The 15,711-nt window shown below is 37.9% G+C and carries 12 protein-coding genes and 1 other annotated feature (1 of these 13 only partly in view); of the genes, 10 read left to right on the forward strand and 2 right to left on the reverse strand.

The features are described 5' to 3' along the window. Positions 1 to 229 precede the first annotated feature (229 nt). A complete protein-coding gene (recJ, locus tag ACQKIM_RS19930; protein ID WP_427547325.1) occupies positions 230 to 2,548 on the forward strand; it encodes a single-stranded-DNA-specific exonuclease RecJ in 2,319 nt (772 codons plus the stop codon). Between the two features lie 33 nt (positions 2,549 to 2,581). After that, entirely contained in the window at positions 2,582 to 3,094 is a 513-nt protein-coding gene (locus tag ACQKIM_RS19935; RefSeq protein WP_427547328.1) for an adenine phosphoribosyltransferase, read from the forward strand. A gap of 421 nt (positions 3,095 to 3,515) precedes the next feature. On the opposite strand, the gene ACQKIM_RS19940 is transcribed toward ACQKIM_RS19935, so the two are convergent. Beyond that, on the reverse strand, positions 3,516 to 3,974 hold the full coding sequence (locus tag ACQKIM_RS19940; protein WP_427547331.1) for a MarR family winged helix-turn-helix transcriptional regulator: 459 nt from the start codon (positions 3,972 to 3,974) through the stop codon (positions 3,516 to 3,518). 179 nt (positions 3,975 to 4,153) lie between these two features. Between ACQKIM_RS19940 and ACQKIM_RS19945 the strand changes: the two genes are divergently transcribed. The 8 genes from ACQKIM_RS19945 to ACQKIM_RS19980 all read left to right on the forward strand — a co-directional run bounded on the left by ACQKIM_RS19945 (position 4,154) and on the right by ACQKIM_RS19980 (position 13,713). Beyond that, a complete protein-coding gene (locus ACQKIM_RS19945) occupies positions 4,154 to 5,413 on the forward strand; it encodes an MFS transporter (RefSeq protein ID WP_427547421.1) in 1,260 nt (419 codons plus the stop codon). A 101-nt stretch (positions 5,414 to 5,514) separates the two neighbouring features. Beyond that, positions 5,515 to 6,606, forward strand: a complete 1,092-nt coding sequence (locus ACQKIM_RS19950; protein ID WP_427547334.1) for a carbohydrate kinase — start codon at positions 5,515 to 5,517, stop codon at positions 6,604 to 6,606. Between the two features lie 4 nt (positions 6,607 to 6,610). Further along, positions 6,611 to 7,525 (forward strand): pseudouridine-5'-phosphate glycosidase, encoded by a 915-nt coding sequence (locus ACQKIM_RS19955; RefSeq protein WP_427547337.1) that lies wholly within the window; start codon positions 6,611 to 6,613, stop codon positions 7,523 to 7,525. A 209-nt stretch (positions 7,526 to 7,734) separates the two neighbouring features. Further along, the gene (locus ACQKIM_RS19960; RefSeq protein ID WP_427547340.1) at positions 7,735 to 9,930 is read left to right on the forward strand and encodes a RelA/SpoT family protein; all 2,196 of its coding nucleotides are present in this window, start codon (positions 7,735 to 7,737) and stop codon (positions 9,928 to 9,930) included. Positions 9,931 to 9,999: 69 nt separating this feature from the next. After that, positions 10,000 to 10,440: a D-aminoacyl-tRNA deacylase gene (dtd, locus tag ACQKIM_RS19965; RefSeq protein WP_427547343.1), complete on the forward strand. Its 441-nt coding sequence runs from the start codon at positions 10,000 to 10,002 to the stop codon at positions 10,438 to 10,440. 72 nt (positions 10,441 to 10,512) lie between these two features. Next, positions 10,513 to 10,728: a DUF2642 domain-containing protein gene (locus ACQKIM_RS19970; RefSeq protein WP_427547345.1), complete on the forward strand. Its 216-nt coding sequence runs from the start codon at positions 10,513 to 10,515 to the stop codon at positions 10,726 to 10,728. Positions 10,729 to 10,846: 118 nt separating this feature from the next. After that, positions 10,847 to 12,154: a MarR family transcriptional regulator gene (locus ACQKIM_RS19975; protein ID WP_427547348.1), complete on the forward strand. Its 1,308-nt coding sequence runs from the start codon at positions 10,847 to 10,849 to the stop codon at positions 12,152 to 12,154. A 152-nt stretch (positions 12,155 to 12,306) separates the two neighbouring features. Continuing rightward, positions 12,307 to 13,713: a YfcC family protein gene (locus ACQKIM_RS19980; protein ID WP_427547351.1), complete on the forward strand. Its 1,407-nt coding sequence runs from the start codon at positions 12,307 to 12,309 to the stop codon at positions 13,711 to 13,713. A 59-nt stretch (positions 13,714 to 13,772) separates the two neighbouring features. Here ACQKIM_RS19980 and ACQKIM_RS19985 read toward each other — a convergent pair whose 3' ends face one another. Further along, a complete protein-coding gene (locus ACQKIM_RS19985) occupies positions 13,773 to 15,344 on the reverse strand; it encodes an N-acetylmuramoyl-L-alanine amidase (protein WP_427547354.1) in 1,572 nt (523 codons plus the stop codon). A gap of 164 nt (positions 15,345 to 15,508) precedes the next feature. Then, positions 15,509 to 15,711 (forward strand) — a binding site (T-box leader) (it continues 40 nt past the right edge of the window).

Here is a 15,711-nt window from a genome sequence, read left to right on the forward strand (position 1 = left end):
ATAGAAGAATCTGTTTAAAAAAACAAATAGAATCATAAAAATGCCACAAAAAATTTGTGGCATTTTCATTGACATAATCTTATTTCAACACTATGCCTACTCTTTAATAGAGTAGGTTTTTTTATGAGATTGATAGCATTAAGAAACTTATGGATAAAACTATCAATCTAACTGATAGTGCGAATAAGATAGATTTTCGGTATAATAGCCTTCGTAAGGAAGTGAGAAGATGATTCTATCAAAAAAAAGATGGCAGGTGGAGCGACCAAATGCCAAACTCGTACAAACATTACAAAATGACTTACAGCTGTCTGCAATTGCAGCGAAAATTTTAGCGGCACGAGGCTGCGCAACATCCGCAGATGCAGAGAGTTTATTAAATATGACAGAAGCAAATATTCATGATCCATTTTTAATGCATAATATGGCTGAAGCTGTGGCACGTATTGAGCAAGCATTTGAGAATGGGGAAAAAATATTAGTTTATGGAGATTATGATGCAGATGGTGTGACAAGTACAACTGTCATGCTAAATGTGCTACTTGATCTTGGAGCTGATGTATCGTTTAAAATACCGAATCGTTTTATTCACGGCTATGGACCACATGAGGATCTATTTCGTGAAGCATATGACGAGGGTGTTCAGCTAATTATTACAGTAGATAATGGAATTTCAGGCATTGAACCAATTCGTATCGCAAAGGAACTTGGCATGGATGTTATTGTAACTGACCATCATGAACCAGGTGATGAATTACCACCAGCGGATATTATTTTACATCCTCGCATACCAGAAGGGCATTATCCATTTGGCGAGCTTGCAGGTGTGGGTGTAGCTTTTAAGTTGGCACATGCTTTATATGGTGAGTTACCTACACATCTAATGGAATTGGTAGCTGTCGGAACTGTAGCAGATTTAGTGCCATTAGTGGATGAAAATCGTTATCTTGTAAAGCGCGGAATAGAAGAAATGCGCCGTTCTCTAAGCCCTTGGGTACTGGCAATGTGTGAAGTAGCAAGCACTGAGCAAGCTAAGATTAATGAAGAAACAATCGGCTTTTATTTTGGTCCGCGCTTAAATGCAGTTGGTCGTCTTGGAGAAGCGGCTCCTGGTGTAGAGCTATTAATGGCTGAGGATCATGCAAAGGCAACAGCATTGGCAAAACAGCTCAATGCATGTAATAGTGAGCGCAAAGATATTGTTAAAAGTATAACAGACCAGGCAATCGCTCTTATCGAATCAGATGAAACAATTCGGAATTCACTTGTTTTAGTCGTTGCAGGAGAGGGCTGGAATGCAGGTGTTGTGGGAATTGTTGCATCTCGACTTGTTGAACTTTATTACCGTCCAACAATTGTACTTTCATTAGACAATGAAAAAAGGACAGCAAAAGGCTCTGCCCGTAGTATTGAAGGATTTCATTTATACAATGAACTAGCCAAAAATAGAGATATACTACCTCATTTTGGTGGACATCCTATGGCAGCCGGCATGACATTATCTATCGAGCATGTTGATGAATTACGATTACGCTTAGATGCTCAAGCAAAAGCTTGTTTATCAGAGGAGCAGCTAACACCTGTATTGGCTATCGATATACCTTTAAAGCTAGATGAAATTTCTGCTGATGCTATCGAGGAGATTTCAACGCTCGGTCCATTTGGTACAGATTTTCCGAAGCCAGTTTATGTATTAGAGGATGTGGAAATTGCCTCTATGCGTAAAATAGGTGCAGCTGAAAACCATATTAAAATGGAGTTGACAGATGGCTATGAAAAATTAGATAGTGTTGGCTTTAATAAAGGTCATCTACATGAAGAGTTAACATATGGCATAAAAGTATCTTTTACAGGGGATTTACAAATTAATGAGTGGCAGGGACGTAAAAAGGCACAATTTATGATTGAAGATGTTCAAACAACAGAGTGGCAATTATTTGATATTCGCGGTATCCGTCAAACGGCTCGCTGGTTAAATACAGTTCCGAAAGAAGAAGTAACATTTATTGCCTTCCGTCCAGAGACATTGACTTACTACCAATCTCTTATTGGTGAGCCTATTCTAGCAGTAGATTCTTCACTTTCAAATGTGGGACAAACCAATTATGTTGTGCTTTTAGATTTACCTCAAAATGTTCAACTGTTAGAAAATGTATTACAAAAAACTGCTCCATCCCGTATTTATGCGCATTTTTATATGCCTGATTCACAATATTTCAATGGCTTGCCAACACGCGAGCAATTTGCTTGGTACTATAAATTTTTGAAAAATCGCCCTGCTTTTCCACTTAATATGCATTTAGCAGATTTAGCAAAGCATACAGGTTGGCCATTAGATGCATTAAAATTTATGACACAGGTGTTTTTTGAGCTTGGTTTTGTTAAAATGGAGAGTGGACTGACGACTGTCAACGTGAATGCCACAAAACAGGAGCTTACGGAGGCACCGTCTTACAAACAACGTTCAGAACAGATTGAAATGGAGCAAAAGCTGGTCTATGCCCCTTATATAGAATTAAAACAATGGTTTGATGAACGATTACATTAATAGACGAAAAAGGTTCGTAGGAGGAGCAATATCATGGATTTAAAGCAATATGTAACAACGGTTGAGAACTGGCCAAAAGAGGGCATTAGCTTCAAAGATATCACAACAATTATGGATAATGGTCCTGCATATAAATATGCAACTGATCAAATCGTCACTTATGCCAAAGAGTTAGGTGCAGAAATTATAGTAGGTCCAGAGGCTCGCGGCTTTATTATTGGATGTCCAGTTGCTTACGCGCTTGAAATTGGCTTTGCCCCTGTTCGTAAACCAGGGAAATTACCGCGTGAAGTGGTAAGTGCTGATTATGGTCTTGAATACGGAAAAGATACATTAACTATGCATAAAGATGCAATTAAGCCAGGTCAAAAGGTGTTAATTTGTGATGATCTACTTGCGACAGGAGGCACTGTTGAAGCGACAGTTCGTTTAGTGGAGCAATTAGGTGGTCAGGTTATTGGCTGTGCCTTCCTAATTGAATTAAAAGAGCTAAATGGTCGTGCAAAACTTGGCGATTTAAACGTGAAAACACTTATTGAATATTAATACAGCTAAATGGAAAGCGCCACATGATTATGGCGCTTTTTTTTGTATGGAATTTTGGCAGACAGACAAAATGGCTCCAGTGAGTGGGTCAAAAACTACTCGGTTTGACAGCTGATTCGCTCAGGTGTGCAAAAAAATCGCTCGGTTCGCCAGTAGTTTTGCTCAGGTGTGCGTGAAAATCGCTCGGTTCCCTCGTAGTTCCGCTCAGGTAAGTGTAAAAATCGCTCGGGTTGCCGGCAGTTCCACTCAGGTGTGCGTGAAAATCGCTCGGGTTCCCAGCCAAATCGCTCAGGTAAACATGAAAACCGCTCGGGTCTCCTGCCATATCGCTTAGGTAAGCGTTCAAAACAGTCCCCCCCATGATTATACGAGCAATCAAGTCCATAGGCACTCTTCAATTAAGTTTCAATCCCCATAAAAACTACACTTCATCGTAAGAGCGGATGATTTTTTGGATGGTTCTTAATGTGTCATAGAAATTTGCATATTGATCAATGCCGATATCAGCAATAATCCTTTCTTGAATAGCCTGCCAAATAGGGGTAGCTTCATTTAGTTTTTCTATTCCCTTAACCGTTAATGAAATGATCTTCGTTCGTGCATCTTGTGGATTTCTTGTTAATTCAACATAGCCGCTTTGTTTTAAAATATTTATATTTCGCGTAACAGTGGTTTGGTCAAGTTGCAAAATTTCACCCAATCGACTTACCGAAACGGTTTGTTGATGAGCAATATTGGCAAGCATTGAATATTGAGTGACCTTTAGACCAGTCGGCTGAAGCAACTTGTCATACAATTGCGTCACAGATCTTGTTTTTTTTCTAAGGTTTGCGCAAACACATATCTGCGTATAATCTAGAGTCTTCAGATTATTCTCCATTAGTTCAGTTCCCCTTTATGGATTCAGATAGCTTCAGTATACACCTATCATATGAGAAATACTGCTTGACAGCTATAAATGCTCTTACTATCATTATATATGTATATACATGTAATGTAATCAAAAACATGTATATACATATTTAATTTGAAAATCTTTCAGGAAATGAAGGTGTTATGGTGAAGCGTATTCATTATAGTTGGTTTATTCTCATTATCGCATTTTTCTCAATCATCGTAGCTGGTATTACTATGTCATCATCAGGAGTTTTTATAAATTCATTTGAAAAGGAATTTAATTGGGATAGGTCCTTAATTGCTCTAGCGTTTGCGATTAGCTTATTTTTATATGGGTTTTCTGGACCATTTATGGCCGCATTACTTGAAGTAGCTGGTTTAAAGAAGATAATGCTAGGAGCGATGGCGACCCTTGTAATAGGCTTGATACTTACACTTTTTATGAGCCAATCATGGCAATTAATCATTATTTGGGGAGGAATAATTGGTTTAGGGGCTAGCCTCTTTTTAACTGTGCTAAGTCCATATGTAGCCAACCATTGGTTTGTAAAAAGAAGAGGGTTAGCAGTGGGGATTCTAACAGCAAGTACAGCAACAGGTCAATTAATTTTACTGCCTGTACTGGCTATTATCATTGAGCAGTTTTCTTGGAGACATGCGATTGGCTTAATTCTTCTGCTTAGTACGCTTATGTTTGTCATCATTTTGCTATTTATAAAAAACAAGCCACAAGATATTGGGATGCTACCTTATGGACAGGAAGAAGAGCTAGAAGTACCCTCGGAGCCTCATAAAAAAAATCCAATTATTATTGCCTTTAGTGGACTATTTGAGGCTGTAAAGGTTAAGGAGTTTTGGCTATTAGCGGGAAGCTTCTTTATTTGTGGTCTTTCAACAAGCGGATTAGTCGGAACTCATTTTGTTTCTTATTGTATGAGCTTTGGTGTACCACTAGTCACTGCCGCATCGTTTCTTTCTTTTATGGGCATATTTAATCTCGTTGGTACTACTTTGTCAGGTTGGCTGTCAGATCGTTTCGATAATCGGTGGTTATTGTTTTGGTACTATCTTTTAAGAGGGATGTCCTTGCTGTTACTACCTTACGCATTATCACAAGGTTCACTTTCCTTACTAGCAATCTTTACAATATTTTACGGATTAGATTGGATTGCCACTGTACCTCCTACCATTAGTATTGCTAGACAAACTTTTGGCACGAATAAAAGTGGTGTTATTTATGGATGGATTTTTGCATCACACCAGGCAGGTGCTGCTTTAGCTGCTTATGGTGGAGGGCTTATTTATAAGTTTTTCAATTCTTATACATGGGCTTTTTTCCTAGCAGGTGTTTTCTGTGCGTTAGCAAGCTTATTTGTTATTATGGTAAAAAAACAGCCACAGAGACAGGCTCATGCTGAATAAGAATGAAAAGAGGAACTCAATGATCGTTATTGGGTTCATTTTTTTTGACTTTTAATAAACAAAAGTTTATAATGTAAACAAATATAATAAAAGGTGATGCTATGAATGAAAGAGAACAGGCGGTACTGGCATTAATTCGTCAAAATCCGTTTATGTCTCAGCAAGAGATGGCGGATAAGATGAATCTATCTCGTCCAGTCCTAGCCAACTTAGTGTCGAGCTTAACAAAGCAGGGGAAAATAGTAGGTCGTGCGTATATTTTACCCGAGGAAAATGAAATTATTTGTATCGGTGGTGCAAATCTAGATCGAAAATTTCACGTGAAGGGTAACGTTCAATTTGGTACTTCTAATCCTGCAAGCTCTTCATTTAGCGTGGGTGGTGTTGGGCGAAACATTGCTGAGAACCTAGGTAGGCTAAATCATCAGGTAACATTACTAACAACGGCAGGTAAGGATGCTGATTGGCAAGTTATCCAAGAGGCTTCCGAGTCATTTATGAATTTACGTTATGTCGAGCAATTACCAGATGCTTCAACTGGCTCCTATACTGCAATAATGGACGAGCAGGGAGAGCTAGCACTGGCTGTTGCTAACATGGAAGTTTATGAACTCTTGCTGCCAAGCTTATTAAAAAAGCATGAGGCGATGCTTGTCAATGCTGGATGCTTTATTTTGGATTTAAATTGCCCTAAGGAAACAGTAGCCTATATTCAACAGATGGCAATTGCTCGTGAAATTCCGTTAGTCATTGTGCCTGTGTCTTCCCCTAAAATGAATCGACTACCTGATACATTGCAAGGGGTTACTTGGTTTATTTGTAACACGGACGAAGCGGAAACAATTGTTGGACATGCAATTGAAAGCGCTGCCGATTATGAAAAAGCATTAATGCAGCTACTTCAGTTAGGTGCAGAGCATGTCATTATTACAGCAGGAAGTAAAGGTGTATTTGCAGCATCGACTTCAATTAAGCCAAGTCATTTTAAGGCTAAGATTATTGAAAAGATTGAAGATGTAACAGGTGCAGGGGACGCCTTTGTCAGCGCTGTGATCCATAGCTGGCTTACTGGACAATCCTTCGCAATATGTATTGATGCTGGTTTAACAAATGCTAAAAATACACTGGCATCCCCATATACAGTAAGACCTGAATTATCCGTAGATTTGTTAAAAAGCGAAATGGAGGAATAACAACATGAAAGAATTCATCGTATTATCAGAGGAAGTAAAAGCAGGACAGGCAAAGGGTTTACCAATCGTAGCATTAGAATCAACAATTATCTCTCACGGCATGCCATACCCTCAAAACGTACAAACTGCGCGTGAAGTAGAACAAATTATCCGTGACAATGGTGCAGTTCCAGCAACGATTGCATTAATTGATGGGAAAATTAAAATCGGTTTATCAGATGAAGAACTTGAAATGTTCGGTAATGCACAAGGAGTAGCAAAAACTTCACGTCGTGACCTTGGCTATTTATTGGCAACAAAAAAATTAGGTGCGACAACTGTTGCGGCAACAATGATTTGTGCGGAACTTGCAGGTATTGAAATTTTCGTAACAGGCGGTATTGGTGGTGTTCATCGAGGCGCTGAAACTACGATGGATATCTCAGCAGATTTAGAAGAATTGGCACAAACAAATGTGGCTGTAATTTGTGCAGGTGCTAAATCTATTTTAGATATTGGTTTAACATTAGAATATCTTGAAACTAAGGGTGTACCTGTCGTTGGATATGGCACAGATGAGGTACCTGCGTTCTATACTCGTCAAAGTGGTTTCGATGTTAACTTTAAACTTGATACACCAGAAGAAGTGGCAGAGATGTTACGTGCAAAATGGCAATTAGGCTTGAAGGGCGGAGCGGTCATTGCGAATCCTATTCCTGAGTCTGAGGCGCTTGAGCATGCATTCATTACAGAAATCATTGAAAAAGCGCTAATAGAAGCAGAAGAAAATGGTATCCAAGGCAAAAACGTTACGCCATTCTTACTTGGAAAAGTAAAAGAATTAACAGCGGGTAAAAGCCTTGATGCAAACATTGCATTAGTAAAAAATAATGCAGTTGTAGGGGCTAAAATTGCTGTTGCGTATAATAAATTAAGCTAACCAATTATACGAAAAGAAAGACTCTTTGCGAAATATTACATTCGCAGAGGGTCTTTTTATTCATTATGAAGAAAAATTCTCCCATTTTTCACATTGTTCACGAGATTAACTAAACAAAATGACACAGTCACTTTACAATAGGCTACAATATTTTATACAATTAAATTTATATCTAATCTGAAAAATTTGACGAGCAAGGTGGACATGTTATGGCGAAAGAGCAAATTTTGACTCCCGAGGACGTATTTGAGTTAGTCAAATCCTACATGAATGATGAAAATGTCGCATTCGTGAAAAAAGCATATGAATTAGCGAGAAATGCCCATATTGAGCAATTCCGAAGCTCAGGTGAACCGTATATTATTCACCCAGTGCAAGTAGCTGGTATTTTGGCTGAATTACAAATGGACCCTGAAACAGTTGCGGCTGGTTTTTTACATGATGTTGTCGAGGATACAGATTTTACGCGCGACGATTTAGTTCGCGAATTCGGCGAAGAGGTTGCAATGCTTGTTGATGGCGTGACAAAGCTGGGGAAAATTAAATATTTATCAAAAGAAGCGCAACAAGCAGAAAATCATCGTAAAATGTTTGTTGCTATGGCACAGGATATTCGTGTCATTTTAATTAAACTTGCTGATCGTCTACACAATATGCGGACGCTCAAGCATTTACCTGCTGAAAAGCAACGCCGTATCTCCAAAGAGACGCTTGAAATTTTTGCACCGCTTGCGCATCGTCTTGGAATTTCGACAGTTAAATGGGAGCTTGAGGATACAGCTCTTCGTTATTTAAATCCACAGCAATATTACCGCATTGTTAGTCTAATGAAGAAAAAACGCGATGAACGTGAGGCGTATTTAGAAAATGTTATGGCTGAGATGAAGTCACAGCTTACAGAGGTCGAAATTGATGCGGATATTTATGGTCGTCCAAAACACATCTACAGCATCTATCGCAAAATGGTGTTACAAAAAAAACAATTTAATGAGATTTATGATTTATTAGCCATTCGTGTATTGGTCGATAGTATTAAAGATTGCTATGCTGTGCTAGGAATCGTGCATACATTATGGAAGCCGATGCCTGGGCGCTTTAAGGATTATATTGCAATGCCTAAGCAAAACCTTTATCAATCACTGCATACGACAGTAATTGGCCCTTATGGTGACCCCTTAGAGGTGCAAATTCGTACAAAGGAAATGCATAAGATTGCTGAGTACGGGATTGCTGCACATTGGGCCTATAAAGAAGGTAAAAAGATTGATACTGAAAAACAAAATGTTGATCAAAAATTAACATGGTTCCGTGAAATTTTAGAGTTTCAAAATGAATCCTCAAATGCTGAGGAATTTATGGAGTCCTTAAAATTTGATTTATTTTCTGATATGGTTTATGTCTTCACACCTGAGGGAGATGTCATTGAATTACCAGCAGGTTCTGTACCTATCGACTTCGCATACCGTGTGCATTCAGAAGTCGGAAATCGTACAATTGGCGCGAAAATCAATGGTAAAATGGTACCGCTTGATACACCTTTGAAAACGGGAGATATCATTGAGATTTTAACCTCTAAACAATCTTTTGGCCCAAGTCGTGATTGGCTTAAAATAGCGCAATCCTCACAGGCGAAAAATAAAATAAAACAGTTTTTCAAACGTCATCTTCGTGAAGAAAATATTATCAAAGGCAAAGAGATGATTGAAAAGGAAATCCGTGCACAGGATTATGACATGAAGGAAACCATGTCAGTTGAGAATTTAAAACGTGTTTGCGACAAATTTAACTACACAAACGAAGAGGATTTATATGCAGCTGTTGGTGTTAATGGTATAACTGCACAGCAAGTTGTTAATCGATTAGCAGAAAAACGCCGTAAAGAGCGTGAGCAGGAAGAAGCACTCGAGAAAATCGAGCAAAAAATGAAGACTCTTGTTCCACAAAAGCGCACAGAATCAGGTGTTATCGTAAAAGGTATTGACAATATGCTTATCCGACTTTCGCGTTGTTGTACACCTGTGCCTGGAGATGACATTGTCGGCTTTATTACGAAAGGTAGAGGTGTTTCAGTACACCGTGCAGATTGTCCTAACATTCAAATAGAGGATGAGCAGGAACGTTTGATAGAGGTAGAGTGGGAAAATGGACTGACTCCTGAGAAAAAAGAGTACCCAGTTGATATTGAAGTATCAGCCTTTGATCGACCTGGTATATTAAATGAAATTATGCAAATTGTTAGTGAAACGAAGACGAATATCTTAGCTGTCAGTGGTCGTGCTGATCGTGAAAAAATGGCGACTATTCATTTAACAATATCAATTTCAAATATTTCACATTTGCATAAAGTTGTAGAGCGTATTAAACAAACTCCAGATATTTATTCAGTGCAACGTGTGATTAATTAAAAGAGTCCTTGGTTGGATTAACTTTCTTATTGATGGAAAGTTACAACGATAGAATTGAGGTTTTAAAGAATGAAAGTAGTTTTACAACGTAGTAAAGCGGCCACTGTTACGGTTGACGGGAAAGTAACAGGTGCTATTGATAATGGTTATGTCCTTTTGGTAGGGATTACACATGAGGATACACAAGAGGATATAGACTATTTAGCCAAAAAGATAGCTAATCTCCGTCTTTGGGAAGATGCTGATGGAAAAATGAACCATTCTATTTTAGAGCATGGAGGGGCTATACTATCCGTCTCACAATTTACATTGTATGGGGATGCAAAAAAGGGGAATCGGCCAAGTTTTATAAATGCAGCTAGACCAGAAGTTGCGGAGCCGTTATGGCAGGCTTTTAATGATGCCTTACGTTTACACGGCTTACAAGTGGAGACAGGTATATTTGGTGCGATGATGGACGTTGCACTTACAAACGATGGTCCAGTTACTATACTTCTTGAGTCAAAATAATGGTACATTTCCTATATTTCCTTCATACACTATAAAGTATGGTTAGTTTTGTAGGAAGGAAGTGTCTTAAAAATGACGAAAATGGGAAGCATATCAAATCCATATTTATACGAAACTCTTAACATGATGATTGGTCAGGCTATTGTAGTACAAACCGAGAAAAATATTCAGCAAGGTGTATTAGCCTCAGTATTACCTGACCATATCGTTGTGGAGATTAGTCGTACACCTTTCTTCATTCGTATGGAGGAAATTGTATGGGTTACCTTGGCAACAGTTAAAAAATAAATGACTTAGATGCCTTCAATTCACAATATGTGACTGAAGGTTTTTTTTCATGATGGAAAGCCATTTTTATTGTATAATTATCTAAATATTCTGCCATTTATAAAAGGGAGGTAAAACGATGCAAAGGATAGCCGTACTTGGTTCATTATTTTTCTGGAATAACATAAAACAAAACTTTTCTGTGTTTCCTCAAGTGCAATTTATTCATTTCCCTTACATGGTACCTGAGCAAAGTATTGAATTGATTGATGAGGCTGCTGACCATGCAGACATCTTATTATTTGCTGGATCAATTTCCTATTATTACTGTATGGATAAGATAAAGGCTAAAAAGATTCAAGCAACCTATATTCCCTTTGATGAATTAACATTATCCCTATCATTGCTATCCGTACAACATAACCAGAAGGTAGAATTGTCTAACCTATCAATGGATTTACCTAAAAAAGATATTCTAAATCAAGTTTTAAAAGAGGCAGATATTCAATCTCCAGAGATGCATGCAATAGATTACGCTTGGGTATATGATCAAAACGAAAAAATAGATCACTTCCAGATTGATGACTATATAATGTTCCATAAGGAGTTATATAGAGCAGGGAAGACAGAGCTTGCACTTACTAGCTTACATGCTGTTTATGAAGCATTACAACAAGCTGGAGTCCCGGCAAGCTATATGGTCGAAAGGAAACAGACTTTTATATCGACGGTAAATAAAGCCCTTAATACTTATAAAAACACCCTATTAATTTCATCACAAATCGCTGTTGTATCAATTTGTAGCAGAGAGAACTCTATTGCAAATAAACAGTTATGGATGGAGAATTTGGAAAAAGTATGCAAAATGTTTCATGCAAGGGTAGCTCAATCCCTTCAAGAGCCCTACTTAATTTTTTCTACTAGAGGGGTGATTGAAACGCTTGATAGGGTTTATTTAACATCGTTAATGAAGCAGTTTGAAGTACAATTCGAAACGTCTTTTCGTATTGGAATAGGGTTTGGATATTCATTACATGAAGCTGAGACACATTCCTCCCAAGCTTTGTTTTTTACAACAAAATTTGACGAGCATTCCTCTGTTTTGTGCCTAGTTGATGAAGAAAATCGACTTCATAGACCATTATTTGAAAATAATAAAAAAATAGCATTATCGAATAATGATCAGCATATTTTAGAGATTGCTGAAAAATTAAAAATGAGTGCTAAAAATTTAAATTTAATTAGGCAATTTATTAAGTTAAATAATAATCGACCTTTTTCTGCAACAGAATTATCAATGTATTTAAATCTTTCTCGTCGATCGGCAGAAAGAATGATTAATCGATTAATTGAGCAAAAATTTCTTGTATTATCTGGTGAAGAGCATCCATACCATCAAGGTCGCCCGCGAAAGTTGTATAAAGCAACTAATCTATTAGAGATCTGAAATGATAGAAAATTAATACTTTACAATAAATTTGAACTATTGTATATTTATTTTCAATTAAACGACATATAGCGACAAAAATAAAAAGGAGGAATATCTATTAATTGGAAAAACGCTAATGTCTGAATTATTGAAGATAAGTGGGTGGAGTAATGGAAAATGAACAAATTGTAAAAAAGAAAAGCTGGCTAAAGGTACCTCATACATATACGATCATTTTTGCTATTATTTTTCTTGCAGGTATTTTAAGCTATATTATTCCAGCAGGGGAATTTGACCGTGTAGAGGACAAGGAAGGTCGAATGCTGGTTGTAGATGGAAGCTATCATCATATTGAGAGTGATCCCGTATCATTTTTTGAAATGTTTACAGCCATTCCAATGGGGCTAGAAAAAGGAGCCCAGATTATATTTTATATTTTCCTAGTAAGCGGTGTATTTGGGATTATTCGTGCTACTGGTGCGATAGAGGCGGGTGTTTATAAGGGTGTAAAAGCATTAGAAGGCAGAGAGAAGCTGCTAATTCCATTATCAATGATTTTATTCTCTGTTGGCGGTTTCACCATGGGAATGGCAGAAGAAACAATTATTTTTGTGCCGATAGGGGTAGCGATTGCCCGTGCAATGGGATTTGATGCAATCACTGGAACAGCTATGATTACGCTTGGTGCCGCTAGTGGTTTTTTTGGAGGAATGCTCAATCCATTTACGGTGGGGGTTGCACAATCCTTAGCTGATGTACCTTTATTTTCTGGAATTGGCTTCCGAGCTGTTGTGTATGTATTTGTATTAGGCTTTGCAATTTTTTATGTATCTCGTTATGCCTTTAAAGTAAAAAAGAATCCGCAAGCAAGTGTTATTTATGACATTGAGCAAAAGGCTAAAACAAATCTATCTACAATTGCTATGCCAACCTTAACAGGAAAACATAAATTAGTGTTCATTGCGATGGCTTGTGGTATTGGATTTAATATTTATGGAGTCTTTAACTGGGGCTGGTTTTTAACACAATTAACTGCATCCTTTTTAATTATGGGTTTACTTGCTGGTCTTTTAGGTGGATTAAAACCTGGAACAATTTTTGATTCCTTTATTGATGGGGCTAAGGCTGTTACCTTTGGTGCACTTATTGTAGGTTTTGCACGTGCCATTACAGTTGTACTTGAGCAGGGAAAAATTATTGATACTATTGTTTATGCTGCATCTGAAACGATTGGTCATTTGCCACATTCCATTAGTGCGATTGGGATGTTATTTATTCAAGCCCTCTTAAACTTGTTTATCTCATCTGGTAGTGGTCAGGCAGCAGCAACAATGCCAATTATGATCCCTATTACAGATTTACTAGGTTTAGAGCGTCAAGTTGCTGTTTTAGCATTCCAATATGGAGATTCATTAACTAACTCTATTATTCCTACTTCATCGGCATTGATGGCATATTTGGCTGTGGCAGGCATTCCGTATGAAAAATGGATTAAATTTATTTGGAAGATGATTCTTGGCTGGGCTGTCATAGCCTGTATTGCATTAATTGCGGCTGTCGCACTGGGAATCTCTTAAAAGAAAAGGCTGTGCAGAAAAGTAGATTATTATCTTCTTTCTGCACAGCTTTTTGAATTTTAATCGCTTTCATTAAAATAATTTAAGATGCCTTGATAAATTCCCAGACTTGCTTGTTCTCGGAATTTTGCTGTTGTAACAACACGTTCCTCACTTGCATTACTTAAGAAGCCTAATTCAATAAGGACAGCCTTTTGTCGATTTTCCCTGAGCACTAAGAAATTCCCTTGCTGGGCCCCACGATCCCTTAAATCAATTTTACTAGAAAGCCCATTATGAATGGCCTCAGCAAGGGCCTTTTGATTGCTGTTTAAATAGTATGATGTAAAGCCATTAATGGAGCTATCGTCCGTCGCATCGTAATGAATACTAATAAAAGCATCTGCCTCATGCTGATGGGCTATAGATACACGTTTTCGAAGTGCTACATATTCATCTGATTCTCTAGTCATTACTACATCTGCACCTGCTGCACTCAACTTTGAAGCAAGCAGAGAAGCAGTTTTCAACGTGATTTCCTTCTCATCAGTACCTCGTTGACCAGTAGTACCATGATCATTTCCACCATGTCCTGCATCAACAACAATTGTAAGACCATTTAACGTTCCCTTTTTACGAGGCTCAGATGTATTCTTTTTGGTTGTCACAGCTTTGTTGGATGTAGTTGTAACGACCCAGTTCGCTACAAATGCAGTTTTGTTATCTAATTGTATTTCATAAAAATCATCTTTCGCACCTACAATAGGGTAGCTTTTGCCTGCATCTACACGTTCTACAACTTCAGCCGTTGTAGTAGCATCTGTCCGTAGGTTTGTCCCATTATAGATAATAGTCACAGATTCCAGCTCTGTAGATGAGGAAGATGTAGATTTGGTTTTTTCTACATTTGAAAATGTGCCATAAAAACTATATACCCAGCCAGTTATTTTATTGCTGTACTGAATTTGTACCCAATTATGCTCTTGGGCTAATACTTTAAAGGCTTTTCCCTTCTTAACAGAACCTACTTTTTTCGCATTTAAATCGGGCTTTTTTCGAACATTCAGTGTATCCACTAACACTGTAAATGTTGTATCCTTGTTCACCTTTTTTGTCGATACTTCAATGACAGGTTTTTCCGAATCAGATTTTTTCTCAGGTATTTTATTAATGGTAACATAATCTGTCGAAACCCAGCCAACTAGCCCGTTCCAATCAATTTTCGCCCATTCGCCACTTTCTTCAATCAGATTAGCTTGTTTACCCGTTGATAGTTGCCCAAGAACTGCAGAAGAAATATCGGGTTCCGTGCGAATATTAAGACGATCAACCTGTGAAATAACGGTTTTATCAATCGTTTGTTTAGCATTTATAGGAGCAGTTAGCCATGATGCTACCCAACCTTCGTCATTGCCTGTTTTTACTTGAATCCAGTCTCCTTCTCGACCAATAGAAGTTAAGGAATCACCCTCTTCTAACGTTGTAATAATGGGATAGGACAGTCCTGGTCCCTCACGTAAATGAAGAATTGTCCCCGTCACTTTTAAATCACTGGTGTCGGCAAACGCACTTTGAACATTAATTTTACTTGGAATGGCAATCGTTAACATTAGCAAGAAGATGATCATGATATGTAAAAGTTTTGTCCTCATCAAATTCCTCCTATTCCTTGTGCTATTTTACCATGCTTTAGTAATAGAATTCGTGGGAAAATGGTAATGGAATTTGTTGTTTTCGCAACTGTTTCGTTAAAAATACAAAAACAGTTGACATTGTCTCTCGTTGTGACTAACATAAGGGGTAATTAAAAAATGATTCACTGCTTATGACCAAGCAAGTAGCGTATACCTCTATTGGAAAAGAGAGGGAAAGACCTAGGCTGCAATCTTTCCTACAAAAACGTATAACGTGAACAACACTTGAGAGGCTTTTTTCTGAAAAGTAAAACTTAGTAGGAAAAAACGGAATCGGCCGTTATCCGATTATGAGGAGGACGCTCGTTGTTAAGCGCGTCAACTA

The sequence above is a fragment of the Lysinibacillus sp. NPDC047702 genome (assembly GCF_050272555.1).
Lineage (GTDB): Bacteria > Bacillota > Bacilli > Bacillales_A > Planococcaceae > Lysinibacillus.

Bases quoted from the DNA above. Each gene is read 5' to 3' on its own strand.
- recJ (WP_427547325.1), top strand. From the start codon at position 230: ATGATTCTATCAAAAAAAAGATGGCAGGTGGAGCGACCAAATGCCAAA.
- ACQKIM_RS19935 (WP_427547328.1), top strand. From the start codon at position 2,582: ATGGATTTAAAGCAATATGTAACAACGGTTGAGAACTGGCCAAAAGAG.
- ACQKIM_RS19940 (WP_427547331.1), bottom strand. From the start codon at position 3,974: ATGGAGAATAATCTGAAGACTCTAGATTATACGCAGATATGTGTTTGC.
- ACQKIM_RS19950 (WP_427547334.1), top strand. From the start codon at position 5,515: ATGAATGAAAGAGAACAGGCGGTACTGGCATTAATTCGTCAAAATCCG.
- ACQKIM_RS19955 (WP_427547337.1), top strand. From the start codon at position 6,611: ATGAAAGAATTCATCGTATTATCAGAGGAAGTAAAAGCAGGACAGGCA.
- ACQKIM_RS19960 (WP_427547340.1), top strand. From the start codon at position 7,735: ATGGCGAAAGAGCAAATTTTGACTCCCGAGGACGTATTTGAGTTAGTC.
- dtd (WP_427547343.1), top strand. From the start codon at position 10,000: ATGAAAGTAGTTTTACAACGTAGTAAAGCGGCCACTGTTACGGTTGAC.
- ACQKIM_RS19970 (WP_427547345.1), top strand. From the start codon at position 10,513: ATGACGAAAATGGGAAGCATATCAAATCCATATTTATACGAAACTCTT.
- ACQKIM_RS19975 (WP_427547348.1), top strand. From the start codon at position 10,847: ATGCAAAGGATAGCCGTACTTGGTTCATTATTTTTCTGGAATAACATA.
- ACQKIM_RS19980 (WP_427547351.1), top strand. From the start codon at position 12,307: ATGGAAAATGAACAAATTGTAAAAAAGAAAAGCTGGCTAAAGGTACCT.
- ACQKIM_RS19985 (WP_427547354.1), bottom strand. From the start codon at position 15,344: ATGAGGACAAAACTTTTACATATCATGATCATCTTCTTGCTAATGTTA.